Source organism: Runella sp., assembly GCF_027484545.1.
Classification (GTDB): domain Bacteria; phylum Bacteroidota; class Bacteroidia; order Cytophagales; family Spirosomataceae; genus Runella.
In genome coordinates this window covers 15,716-27,479 of record NZ_JAIXST010000130.1, presented here as the reverse complement: position 1 = coordinate 27,479, position 11,764 = coordinate 15,716, and the positions used below count along the sequence as shown (strand labels likewise).

The following is an 11,764-nucleotide window of genomic DNA, read 5'->3' as shown; positions in this document are numbered from 1 at the left end:
CGTCGGCTTTCGGTTGGTTCTTTCTTTCTCTCCCGTTCAGAAGGGGTAAATCCCGTGAGCAAAAAAAGAAAGCGGAATGGAGTGACAAGGCGGCGAAGGGAGGAGGGACGACGACCAAGCGCCTTGTGACGAAATGGAGCGGAGGAGGCAAAAAATAATACCCGCGTAGCGGGTCAAAACAGGTTACCAAAAGCAGCAATGCAAATCAAAATATACGCTATTCCGGTCATGGGAGGGGAAAAGCTCATGGAAGAAATGAATACTTTTCTGCGGACCAAAAAGATATTGCAGGTTGAGAAACAGTTTTACAGTACCGCCCAAGCAGCTGCGTGGACGTTTTGTATCAGCTATTTAGAAGATAGCACCGGTGTAAATAATGAAAAAGCGAAAATTGATTATAGGCAAGTTTTGGACGCTGCAAGTTTTGAACGTTTTTCAAAAATGCGCGAAATTAGAAAGCGGTTGGCCGCTGAAGAATCATTGCCGGCTTATGCTATATTTACGGATGAAGAATTGGCAAACTTGGCAAAAATAGAAGACTTAACACTGGCCAAAATGAAAAGCGTTAAAGGCATTGGTGAAAAGAAAATAGAAAAATACGGACGCTCTTTTCTAACCGAATCCCATGACAAAAAAAGCGGGTAATTTGTTGGCATCCATTGCCGACCCGGACAACTTACGTTTGGCATTTTGGAAAGCTCGTAAAGGGAAGTCGTATTCCACGGAAGTAGAGGCTTACCGCAAAAATGTAGAGGCAAACCTGTTTCAACTCCGAAGTGAATTATTGAGCGGAGTTATTCATGTGGGTCAATATCGTTATTTCAAAATCTATGACCCCAAAGAACGGCAAATTTGTGCGAGTGCTTTTAGCGAACAGGTACTGCATCATGCTTTGATGAATTGTTGTCACGATACTTTTGAGCGTTGGCAAATTTGGGATAGCTACGCCAGCCGAAAAGACAAAGGAACGTATGCCGCTATCGAAAAAGCCAAATCGTTTACCCGACGTTATACGTGGTTTTTGAAGCTGGATGTTCGCAAGTTTTTTGAGAGCATCGCCCACGATGTGCTCAAACACCAACTGCGCTCCTTATTTAAAGATGCCTCCGTTTTGGGTGTATTTGATTTAATCATAGACAGTTACGAAGCCCATCCCAAACGCGGTGTACCTATCGGCAATCTGACAAGCCAGTATTTTGCCAATCATTATTTATGCTCTTTAGACCATTTTATCAAAGAGCAACTTCGCATCAAAGCGTACGTACGCTATATGGACGATATGATTTTGTGGGACAATGACAAAGAAGTATTGCAGGAAGCCTATCGCCGCATCAAAGCCTTCGTAGAAACCCAACTGCGCTGCGAGCTAAAACCGCCGCAATTGAACTACACAAGCCGGGGGCTTCCTTTTTTGGGTTATAAACTGCTGCCTTACAGCGTAAAATTAACCCAACGCAGTAAGCAGCGATTTATCAAAAAAATGCGATATTTGGACGAAGCTTATCAATCGGGTCTGTGGAGTGAAACCCTCTGCCAGCGGCGGGTATTGCCCCTGTTGGCCTTTGTAAAACATGCAGATAGCCAAGGATTTGTAAGAAATACGGTCAAACATCAAAGGGAACGAACCGCGTGAATCGCGGCGGTAGCTGGAACAACAACGCGCAGAACTGCCGCTCTACGAACCGCAACAACAACTCGCCCACGAATCGCAACAACAACGTCGGCTTTCGGTTGGTACTTTCTTTCTCTCCAGCTCACGGGATTGTCGGACGACAACCACTGAACAGATGTTTGTCCGGTTCCCTCCAAAAGGGACAAAAATGTTCTGATGCATTCAGAACCTCGGCAGCAGTGTGAGTAGCCCAAGGCCGAAAGCTCTGCTGCTTTTTTAGAATGATTTTTCATACTTTGAACTCATGCAGAAAAAAGCCCCTACTGAATTTAAAAACACCCCCGCCGAATTTGAGATGCTTTTGGTGGAGGGAGGCGTGTTTGAGATGGGGAGTAATGCTAAAGAGGCTTATGATGATGAAAAGCCCGTTCATAAAGTGCAGGTAAGCAGTTTTTGGATGGGAGAATTTGCGGTTACGCAGGCGCTATGGGCGTATGTAATGAAAGAAAATCCATCGGATTTTAAAGGAGCAAACCGCCCGGTGGAAAATGTATCTTATGAAGATATTGTAAAGGAGTTTTTGCCGAGATTGAATAGCATGACAGGACATGCGTATCGTTTGCCTACGGAAGCCGAGTGGGAATACGCGGCCAAAGGAGGAAAATATGGGCAACAATACCCCTTTGAATACGCAGGGAGTAATAAATTGGAAGAAGTAGGCTGGTACGCTGAAAATAGCCATCAAGAAACGCAGACAGTAGGTCTAAAAACGCCGAACCTATTGGGATTGTACGATATGAGTGGCAATGTGTGGGAGTGGTGCAGTGATTGGTATGCTGAGGATTTCTACAAAACTTCCACAGTCGCTGTATCAGACAATCCTACAGGCCCTGATACGGGTTCGGACCGCGTGATTCGCGGCGGTGGCTGGGTCTACGACGCGCAGTACTGCCGCTCTGCGGACCGCAACTACGACTCGCCCACGCTTCGCGACGACGACGTCGGCTTTCGGTTGGTTCTTTCTTTCTCTCCAGTTCAGTAAGGGGTAAATCCCGTGAGCAAAAAAACAGAGCGGAATGGAGTGACAAGGCAGCGAAGGGAGGAGGGACGACGACCAAGCGCCTTGTGACGAAATGAAGCAGCAGCAATAAATGAATACCCGCGAAGCGGGTCGAAACTCGTTTTTGATATAACAGAATATGGCAACCCTCAACGACCTTACCCAAAATCTCACATTACAAAAATATGACGGCCCTATCACCGCCGTGCGCTTGGTGAAAGGCTACGACAATAGCTACGCGCTCAATGCCGCAGGGCATATCACGGCCGTGAGCTTGGGCAACAGCAAAATCAAGAAGCTCGTTTTGGGTGCGGGAGCCGAGGCGTTGGAATACCTCTACTTGAGTGGCAGCGAGTCGCTCAAAGAGGTGGTTTTTGAAGTGCCTTTGCCGCACCTCACGCACTTGTATTTGAGCAATTGCGCTATTACCCAAATCACCTTTCCTGCGGGTTTTCAGGCTTTGCAGCAAATCTATCTGCAAAAAAACGGCCTGCAACAGCTTGTTTTTGAAGGAAACAGCCCTGCATTGGTGTTGATGGATGTGAGTGCGAATAAATTGCAAGAATTTTATTTGCCTTTTCCTTTTGAAAAATTAGCGTACTTGTACTTGGGAGGCGAGAACAATGTCATTCGAAATATTCCGCGCGAAATCGTAGAAAGTGGTACGAACAGTTGCGAGGCAATAAAAGCATTTTTTAGGGCTTCGCTCCAAAGTGGCGATATTCTCAACCACGAGGCCAAATGTATCTTTTTTGGCAACGGTCGGGCTGGGAAAACTACGCTGTCGCACCAACTTCGTAAAAATGAGTTCGACCCTACCATCCAATACACGCACGGGATTTTGATTGAAGAATGGGAGATCCCCGAACGGGATTTTTCCGAAGAATTGAGAGAAAAAATTGAAAAAGAAAAAGCCGCGTATGGGGAACGACGCAATGAAAGCTTGCCCAATCTCAGTAAAATTCAGTTGAACGTCTGGGATTTTGGTGGTCAGGAGTATTTCCATGCGACGCACCGTTTGTTTCTTAACAACAATGTACTGTATCTCTTGGTTTGGGAACAAAGTACCAATCAGCAAAACGAAGAAAAAGGAGACTATCCGGCAGAATATTGGCAGAATAATATTAATCACTACGCCCCTCAAAACATTACGCTGACTGTTCAAAATAAAGAACAAGGTAATGCTTTGATAGACTATGGCAAAAGCCGTTATAAAATTGCACTCCGCACGGATAGAAAACAGCAGCAGTATGAATTAGACGTAGAAGCGTTGAAAGAGGCTGTTTTCAAGCAATTGCCTCATTTGAACTACTTATGTGTTCCTATTCCCAAACTATACGACGACATACGGCAGGAACTACGTGCTATCAAATCAAGGCAGCCCTATTTGTTGTTTAACGACTTCAAAAACCTCTGCCAACGCATTGACAAGACTGCCGACAAAATCATGCAAAACGAAAGCGACCTCAAATCGCTTACTACTTTTTTGCACGAAACGGGTTGCATCATTTGCTACCGCTACGACGATAAAAAGAAATACGATGATAAAAAGAAAAATGACTCCCTTTATGATTACGTCTTTATCAACCCGCAATGGGTGACGCAAACCATCTATCATATCTTAGACGAAGGCACTTTAGCGGTTAATGGAGAATTTGACCGCCTTCATGTTGCCAATGTCCTTGAAGCCAAACAAAATGTGATTAGAGATTCGGCAGTATGGCTTGATTTGATGACGCAGTTTGAATTGATTTTTCAGAAGAAAGGCACGGATAATGTGTTTATTGCACCGCAATATTTACCCAAAGTATGTCAGGACGTCAGTCCAATAGCATGGAAACATTTAATCGAAGAGCTACCTTATCAACTCACTTTACATTACCCCGATTTTCTTCCGAAGAGCGTTATTAGTCGTTTTATTTGCCGTTATGGGAGTCTGGCAGAAGATTATTTCTACTGGAAATATGGTATTGTTTTTTACCAAGAAGAAGAAAATCGTCTAAAAGGGGAGAGAAAAAAAGCATGTGTACATTGCAATTATGTCAGAAGGACTATCACCGTGCAAACAAAATCCTATTTATCACCTTTTACAAAAGAAATTTTTGAAACACTCCGAGACATTGATGCCACTGATGGTCTTGAAATTGCGGTGTCGGAGGATAAAAACCCAAGTCAGGTAACAGGATTTGTCAATTTTAAAAAACTGAAAGAACGAGCAGAGAAAGGGAAGTCGGATGTAGACTGGAAAGGGGAGGAGTTTGATATTAAGCTTTTTGCGGAACTCTTGAGACGAGAAGGAACAAGTGCGTTTGAAGGGGGAGAAAAAGACGAAAACAAACGAAGTTTAGGCTCAAAAACATCGGGAGTAAAGAACTTCATTGATAACTCAAAACCCTATCCAGTCCCAATGGCGGAAGGCGCCCGCAATTTTGTGCCTTTTAGTGAGATAAAAGAGAAGATTAAGATTTTGTTTTTGGCGGCTAATCCTGATGATACATCAAGACTAAGAACAGACAAAGAAGGGAAAAAGTCTCAATTTGAGCTTAAATTAAGCGAAAACAAAGATAGATTCGAATTTATTTCAGTATTAGCTGCTACAAGTAAAGATTTTCAGAGGGAAATAGGGCATCACAAACCACACGTTATTCATTATTCAGGACATGGAGATAAGCATAGCCTTTATTTAGAGGATACAGATGTTACGACAGAATTGCTTACAAGTTTAATGGTTCGCTCAAAAAACGCTCAACTTGTTATTCTCAATGCCTGCAATTCATTCGCGCATGGTGAAGCAATTGCTCAAAAAATTCCATACGTAATATGTAACGGTAGTAAAGTAGATGATAAAGCTGCTATTGAATTTGCAGAAGGATTTTACATGGATTTCTTTGATTTAGGAGAAATTGAGGATTGTTTTGATAATGGACTTTTATCCATTAAGTTAGCTAAATTACCCCATGAAGATGTTCCTGTTTTATTGAAAGGAACTCCTGCCAAATCATAAATTCAAATTAACCAACCTAAACCATGCCCAATATCATTTACGAATACCTAAACGAAAGCGGTGAAACCATCCGCATCCAAGCCGAAGATGTACGCAGTACCTCCAATGTCCGTGGGGGAAGAGACAGCGAAGAATCAACCATCAAAAAAGTACAGGTGCGTTTTGAAGAAGCACTCGGGACCGTCAAGGCAGCAGCAAGTGCGCTTAAAAAGGTGGTTGACGAGGTTAAGCCTGATGAATTTGCAGTGGAATTTAGTCTCAAGGCCGAGGGAGAAGCGGGATTTTTCACAATATGCCGGGCAGCCACTGGCGCAGAGTTCAAAATTACACTCACCTGGAAGAATGAAGGCAAAAAATAATAGCCATTTACGTTTTTGTGGGTGAGAATGATGAGTAAAAAGATAGTAACAAGAGCACAATGAAAACACGAACTATAATTCCTATTTCTTGTTTTTGATTTGTAAAAATGCCTACCTTTACTTAAAATACGAACTATAATTCGGATATGAGTATCGGAGAAACCATCGAAAAACGTCGTAAGTTTTTAAAAATACGCCAAGAGGAGTTGGGAGAAATGTGCGGTATTTCGGCCAAATCCATTCAAAAAATCGAAAATAATCAGGCCAACCCTACACTTAAAACCCTCCAAAAAATTCTTCATGTGTTGGGGATGGAAGTACTGATTGGTATCAAGAAAATGGACGTATGAAAGCAGCGATTTATTACAATCAGGCATTGGCGGGCTATTTGGAAAAAACCGAGCAAGGTTACACTTATCGGTACAACGATGTCTATTTGCAATCGCCTAATCCACCCATTAGTTTTTCATTCCCCAAGTCGCCAACCGTTTTTGAGAGCCCTACTCTTTTTCCGTTTTTTAGTGGCTTGCTATCCGAAGGAATCAACAAAGAGATTCAGTGCAAAGGGCTAAAATTAGATGAAAACGATGATTTTGGACGATTACTGAGAACAGCAGGTACGGAGACTATTGGCGCTATTACCGTAAAAAATGTATGAATCAGTGCCCGTCATTATACAAACAACATCAGGGAACAGGCTTTTGTAATAAAGCCCTCAAAATGCTGTTTGGAGGCCGAAAAGTATCAACCTATCTTAATTTTGACGCTCCCGAATATTTATTTGACAATGCGTTTGCCTCCAATATCCAACAAATTTCGATTTCAGGTGTACAACTCAAACATTCACTCCGACTGATTGGCAATCACTTGCAACTGACCCAATCTGGTGGGGAATATTTGCTCAAACCCATTCCGATTGGCCGTTTTCAACACCTTGATTTTGCTCCCGAAAACGAACACCTCACAATGCAGATAGCATCGCAGGTTTTTGGTATCGAAACGGCATCTAATGCGCTCATTTATTTTAAGAATAGCGAACCAGCCTATCTTGTCAAGCGATTTGACATTAGGGATGATGGCGCAAAGTGGCTACAGGAAGATTTTTCGCAAATCAAACAAGTTTCACGTCAGCAAAATGGTGAAAACTACAAGTATGAGGGAAGCTATGAAGCAATAGCTCGTTTGATTCAGCAATACTGTGCCGCTTGGCCGATTGAGCTTGAAAATTTTTTTAAGTTGTTGATTTTCAATTATTTGTTTTCAAATGGCGATGCTCATCTAAAGAATTTTTCTCTTATTCAAACTCCCTTCGATGATTTTAGACTTACTCCAGCGTACGATTTGCTATGTACTGCTGTTCATACCCCTTTGGAATCGGTAATGGCCTTAGATTTGTTTGATAATGACTACTTTACCGATTCTTACAATGTATTGGGGTATTACAGTTACGCAGATTTTTATGAATTTGGTATCAAAATAGGCATTCTCCCTCAGCGAACGGAAAAGATTATTCATACGCTTTCGAGCCATTCTGACTTGGTGCAACAGATGATTGATAATTCTTTTCTTCCTTCATCAATAAAACACCTCTATTGGCAACAGTACCAAAGCCGATTGGACGCGTTGACGTATCGTATAACAAATAATTGATTGAATCTTCCCAGTATTTCAAGCTGAGTTCCCCACAAACGAAAATCCCCAGAAGCCTGTCTTGTTGACACTGCTTTTGGGGAAATCAAGATTTTATATAACTACAGTGGACTATCTACTCCTCAGCTATTTCTGCGCTTTCGATGTTGTAGTTCAGTTCGTAGATATTATCGGCGTTGAGTTTCATAATACCGCGCAACGTGTGGCGTTCGTCGGTTTTAAACTTGCGTCCGTTTTTCTTAAATTTAAGTCCTACGACCGACTCAGGCCCAGCACCGCCGCAGAAAAAACACGCACTGAACGGAAAGGCTGAAGGCGAAGCGGGATTTTTTACAATATGCCGGGCGGCCACCGGTGCAGAGTTCAAGATTACGCTCACTTGGAAAAATGAAGGCAAAAAGTAGGGTTTTCTTAAAAACTCTAACTTTTTGCCTTCATTTTTGCCATTTCCACTAGTGCGAGCGCAGCCGATTTAATAACAACAGTAAATTACAAAGAAGCTTTCTTCACCTCAAACGTCAGCGTCTTGCTTCCTGTCATACCGTTTTTCGTCATTCCTTGCACCACCACTTTGTAGGTTCCCGTTTGGTCGGAAGAATAAAAGTTGAGAGATTGTTTTCCCTGCGGGTCGGTAATGAGTTGCGGAGACCAATGCAGAAGATTACGGAAATCTGGAACGCGGCTTTTTTGCTGTTCCGCTATGTCATAGCGAGGTGCGTAAAACTCTTTTTTGCCCTGTACGCCTTCGTACGAAAGCACCAAAGCGCGCGGGTCGAGTTGGAAACCGCCCAAATCTCCTTTGTAAGTGGTGTAGCTTACGATGCCGGGAAATGCGATGGGACCTAAGTAGTATAATCCGTCTATTACTTCCAGCTTTCTGATTTTCAACGGGTCAAAAGCGACGATTTTGTCAGTGTCAAAAATAGGCACTCCGTCCAACATAATCAGCGGTTCGTCTTCAAACGGTACATTGGCCTGTAATTGGTCAAATACCCGGAAAATAAACTTCCCCTGCCGTTTTCTGACAAATACGCCCGGGACATATTCACGCATTACTTCCTCGATGGTGGGAAAACGGGTGTAGGCATCCAACAGGTATTTCTCGTCGGGTTTACCAAAAAAAGCCAAGGTATCGGTTTCATTCGTCGTAAACTGTTGAGCAGACTTGGGCAAAAAAGCGTTGCGCGCCTGCATATTAATGCTGCGAGCCAAAAGTGGATTTTTCCAGCTGTCATCAAACGAAAAAGCAGGCACCGAATAAGCCGATATTTTTTCGGAATAAGGGCTGTTGATTTCTATCCGATACGTACTGTCTTTGGCGGTATTGGTTTGAACAACGATTTCGCGAGAGCCATAGAAATGCTTCAGTTCGTAGAAAACCCGGCCCAATGAATCGCTGTTTGCGACAAACAATTGAGCACGTTTGTTGGGCGCAGCAAGGTACGTATCAATGCCCGGAGCAGGCAATCCTGTTTTGGCATCTACCACTTTTCCCCATAAAATATGACCGACCGGTTCGGGAATATAGGCGAAGTTTGGAGCTTTTGTTTGGGTCACTTCGTCCCAATTAAATCGACGCCAGCCGTGGGTAAGCATCAGGTTGTCAAGGGCTTGGTCGGCTTCAATGCTGGTATTTTGAAAATAATACCCGGGCGATTCGACCGTGCCTTTAAGGTCGGAGCTTAGCCCCAAGTAACTTTCAATGAACGTTTGTTCAGGAGCAGGAAGCGAGTCTATCAAAAAAACCGACACCGACAAATCGGCGATAACGGGAGTCGTGTTTTGAGCGGAGGTGAGGTCAAGGCTGATTTTCTCGCGCGGAGCGTATTGTTTTTTATCCGTTTGAGCACTGAGAACCAACGACTGCGCAGGACGCTTAAAATAAAGGCGTTCGCAAACGGGTTTTTGGTTGTTGTCAAAAAGTGTAATGGAAGTAATGCCGTCGCCTAAGTTATTTTTATTGACTAAAAAGACGGTTTTTCCATCTTTAAGCACATTTTTCTCGGCAAATTTGGGAATGTCTTTGGAGTGTGCCAGCAAAGACACTTCGCCCTGAAGATTCCGCGCAGAAACAGTTACCTGTAGAAACAAAGCGGTGGAATCTTTGACCTGCATTACATATCCCTGCTCCTGAATGGCCGGCATCGGGTACGTAAACCAGCGTTTTTGAGCGTCAGTGAGCAATACCCGATACTGATTTCCGTCCGTTGGGGTAAAATCAAAGGCGCCAATTCCGAATTTCAGCGGCTCAAAATGAGCCACCGTGTCATTTTGCTGATTGACAATTGTTCCTTTGAATTTAATTCCTTTGCCATTTTCTCCGATGGCCCGAAAACCTATTTTATTACGAATGCCTTTGACAAGATTTCCTCCTTCGGGAAACAACTGTAAATCGTAAGCAAGGGTGGATTTGGGGGCGGGAGTGAAGGTGGGCTTGCTGAAAGGATTGACAATGGTAATGGTGGTTTCAAAGTAAAAATCAGGGCTGAAGTTTTTCATCCAATTGGTATAACTCCGCACCGAATAATGCCCGCTTTGGAGAAAGGGAGGGATGAAAACGGAGCCAAAACCTTTGCCATCTTCCAACGAAATTTTGGTTTGCAAAACGGACGTATGGTCTTTGTCAAGTACTTCCAAATAAGCCACCTTGCTCATAGTCAGAGGCTGATGCAGGGAGGCGTCTACGCAAAAAGTCTTGAACCAAATGGTTTCACCTACCAAATAAAGCGGTCGATCGAGGTGGACAAACACTTTTTCCTGAACGGCTCGTTGGCTGTGTTGAACAAGTTGCTGCGAAAGGGTACTTTGCTGGCCGAAGCCAACCATTGGACTCAAAAGAAGGGCAACAATCGCCGTTTTTTTGAGCAATGCGGTACTGTATATGGATAGAAAATTCTTTTTCATGAAAGCAAAAGTTATTACCAAAAGCTCGGCCGTTTTGTGATTCCACCTTTTGTGCGACAATCTCCGCAGCCCGGATCACCGACGATGTAGTCAGCAACACTTGAGCCCTCGGCAAAATACTGCGATAAAAGAAAGTATTGCCCTTTAATAGCATCAGCCCTGCTAACGGTGTCGAAGGGTGCACATTGAGAATAAAGCCCCAAGCCCAGTGAAAGAAAGACGCGTTTTTCCTGAGGAACTCCGGCGTTGAAAAATCCAAAAACAAGTTCCTGTGGATTGGTAGTACATTTGATATTACCCGTCACTTGGGAAGGTTGAGCGTCAAACAAGCCGCCGGTGGTTTCGGTGGTTTTTGCCAAAGCAGACCAATACTTAAATCCTTCCTCCGTCAGTCCAAACTGTTTGACAAGAATACTGTACTTGATAAGCAACTTATTGGTGGCAGTAGGAATATTGGTAATAGGTGCATCTCGAATTACATCCTGACTGAGTTTGATGGTAGAAGCCAACAAAATGGAGGAAGGGGTCTCCGTTTTCCAGCAGGTATTGATGTTTTCAACGCGGTCAATAATGGCATTGTTTTTTATCTCGTACAGAGAATACTGCGGCATATTGTATTCCCAGGTTTCTTCAAATTTCCAACGGTAAAAATTTGTTTTGTTGAGTGCGTCGTGGGTATTGACGTTGATTTGAACGAATTTTTTGTCCGAGGCTATTTTATACGTAACGCTGTCGATGGGAGGCGTTTGTTTGGGAGCTACGTACTCGGACAAATATTCTTTTTTGCCCGTGGTTTTGATTCTGATTCGGTAGTTTTCAGCGGCATTAAACGTTCTTGGGGCTAATCGGTACAATCCTTTGCCGATTTCGGTAAAGGTAAAGGTGCTTCCCTTGTCGCCTTCCACAATGATCTGAGCTTTTAACTCAGTCGAAAAGGTGTTTTTGTTGCTGACTACTTGGGTGTAGGTCAACGTGATACGGCTGCTGTCTTTTCCGTTCGTGTTCAAAAAACCGTCCACCACCAGAAAACGGTCAGCGGAAGCTACTTCGGGAGGCGAAAAGGGAAGGACGCAGCCGTCCAATAAAAGAAAGCCGACAAACAGTAGGGTTAGTATGGAAATCCATTTCATATTCGGTGTTGTTGTTGTTAACTGTAATGAGCAGTATATCAGTTA

11 protein-coding genes and 1 pseudogene are annotated in these 11,764 nt (G+C 43.5%); 9 read left to right on the top strand and 3 right to left on the bottom strand.

Annotated features, from left to right (window positions below; translation table 11 throughout):
- Positions 1 to 198 precede the first annotated feature (198 nt).
- The 9 genes from Q0081_RS11760 to Q0081_RS11725 all read left to right on the top strand — a co-directional run bounded on the left by Q0081_RS11760 (position 199) and on the right by Q0081_RS11725 (position 7,685).
- Positions 199 to 645, top strand: coding sequence for an HRDC domain-containing protein (locus Q0081_RS11760; RefSeq protein ID WP_298353174.1), 447 nt, complete (start codon positions 199 to 201; stop codon positions 643 to 645).
- Positions 626 to 1,633 (top strand): RNA-directed DNA polymerase, encoded by a 1,008-nt coding sequence (locus tag Q0081_RS11755; protein WP_298353171.1) that lies wholly within the window; start codon positions 626 to 628, stop codon positions 1,631 to 1,633. Before Q0081_RS11760 ends, Q0081_RS11755 begins: the two co-directional genes overlap by 20 nt.
- Positions 1,630 to 1,857, top strand: a complete 228-nt coding sequence (locus Q0081_RS31865; protein WP_409034059.1) for a hypothetical protein — start codon at positions 1,630 to 1,632, stop codon at positions 1,855 to 1,857. The genes Q0081_RS11755 and Q0081_RS31865 overlap by 4 nt, the downstream gene beginning before the upstream one ends.
- 59 nt (positions 1,858 to 1,916) lie before the next feature.
- Positions 1,917 to 2,654, top strand: a complete 738-nt coding sequence (locus Q0081_RS11750; protein WP_298353168.1) for an SUMF1/EgtB/PvdO family nonheme iron enzyme — start codon at positions 1,917 to 1,919, stop codon at positions 2,652 to 2,654.
- Positions 2,655 to 2,811: 157 nt separating this feature from the next.
- The gene (locus tag Q0081_RS11745; RefSeq protein ID WP_298353165.1) at positions 2,812 to 5,676 is read left to right on the top strand and encodes a COR domain-containing protein; all 2,865 of its coding nucleotides are present in this window, start codon (positions 2,812 to 2,814) and stop codon (positions 5,674 to 5,676) included.
- Between the two features lie 23 nt (positions 5,677 to 5,699).
- The gene (locus Q0081_RS11740; RefSeq protein WP_298353162.1) at positions 5,700 to 6,035 is read left to right on the top strand and encodes a CU044_2847 family protein; all 336 of its coding nucleotides are present in this window, start codon (positions 5,700 to 5,702) and stop codon (positions 6,033 to 6,035) included.
- Positions 6,036 to 6,181: 146 nt separating this feature from the next.
- Positions 6,182 to 6,385 carry a helix-turn-helix domain-containing protein gene (locus Q0081_RS11735; RefSeq protein ID WP_298353159.1) on the top strand — a complete coding sequence of 68 codons (204 nt, stop codon included), beginning with the start codon at positions 6,182 to 6,184 and terminating at the stop codon, positions 6,383 to 6,385.
- The gene (locus Q0081_RS11730) at positions 6,382 to 6,693 is read left to right on the top strand and encodes a HipA N-terminal domain-containing protein (RefSeq protein WP_298353156.1); all 312 of its coding nucleotides are present in this window, start codon (positions 6,382 to 6,384) and stop codon (positions 6,691 to 6,693) included. The genes Q0081_RS11735 and Q0081_RS11730 overlap by 4 nt, the downstream gene beginning before the upstream one ends.
- On the top strand, positions 6,690 to 7,685 hold the full coding sequence (locus tag Q0081_RS11725) for a type II toxin-antitoxin system HipA family toxin (RefSeq protein WP_298353151.1): 996 nt from the start codon (positions 6,690 to 6,692) through the stop codon (positions 7,683 to 7,685). Before Q0081_RS11730 ends, Q0081_RS11725 begins: the two co-directional genes overlap by 4 nt.
- A gap of 115 nt (positions 7,686 to 7,800) precedes the next feature.
- Here Q0081_RS11725 and Q0081_RS11720 read toward each other — a convergent pair.
- The 3 genes and pseudogenes from Q0081_RS11720 to Q0081_RS11710 all read right to left on the bottom strand — a co-directional run.
- Positions 7,801 to 7,998, bottom strand: a pseudogene (locus Q0081_RS11720) (DUF3299 domain-containing protein); the annotation flags it as partial.
- A 176-nt stretch (positions 7,999 to 8,174) separates the two neighbouring features.
- Positions 8,175 to 10,589 (bottom strand): hypothetical protein, encoded by a 2,415-nt coding sequence (locus Q0081_RS11715; RefSeq protein ID WP_298353149.1) that lies wholly within the window; start codon positions 10,587 to 10,589, stop codon positions 8,175 to 8,177.
- A gap of 14 nt (positions 10,590 to 10,603) precedes the next feature.
- Positions 10,604 to 11,719: a DUF4249 domain-containing protein gene (locus Q0081_RS11710; RefSeq protein WP_298353147.1), complete on the bottom strand. Its 1,116-nt coding sequence runs from the start codon at positions 11,717 to 11,719 to the stop codon at positions 10,604 to 10,606.
- Positions 11,720 to 11,764 lie beyond the last annotated feature (45 nt).

Bases quoted from the DNA above. Each gene is read 5' to 3' on its own strand.
- Q0081_RS11760 (WP_298353174.1), top strand. From the start codon at position 199: ATGCAAATCAAAATATACGCTATTCCGGTCATGGGAGGGGAAAAGCTC.
- Q0081_RS11755 (WP_298353171.1), top strand. From the start codon at position 626: ATGACAAAAAAAGCGGGTAATTTGTTGGCATCCATTGCCGACCCGGAC.
- Q0081_RS11750 (WP_298353168.1), top strand. From the start codon at position 1,917: ATGCAGAAAAAAGCCCCTACTGAATTTAAAAACACCCCCGCCGAATTT.
- Q0081_RS11745 (WP_298353165.1), top strand. From the start codon at position 2,812: ATGGCAACCCTCAACGACCTTACCCAAAATCTCACATTACAAAAATAT.
- Q0081_RS11740 (WP_298353162.1), top strand. From the start codon at position 5,700: ATGCCCAATATCATTTACGAATACCTAAACGAAAGCGGTGAAACCATC.
- Q0081_RS11735 (WP_298353159.1), top strand. From the start codon at position 6,182: ATGAGTATCGGAGAAACCATCGAAAAACGTCGTAAGTTTTTAAAAATA.
- Q0081_RS11730 (WP_298353156.1), top strand. From the start codon at position 6,382: ATGAAAGCAGCGATTTATTACAATCAGGCATTGGCGGGCTATTTGGAA.
- Q0081_RS11725 (WP_298353151.1), top strand. From the start codon at position 6,690: ATGAATCAGTGCCCGTCATTATACAAACAACATCAGGGAACAGGCTTT.
- Q0081_RS11715 (WP_298353149.1), bottom strand. From the start codon at position 10,589: ATGAAAAAGAATTTTCTATCCATATACAGTACCGCATTGCTCAAAAAA.
- Q0081_RS11710 (WP_298353147.1), bottom strand. From the start codon at position 11,719: ATGAAATGGATTTCCATACTAACCCTACTGTTTGTCGGCTTTCTTTTA.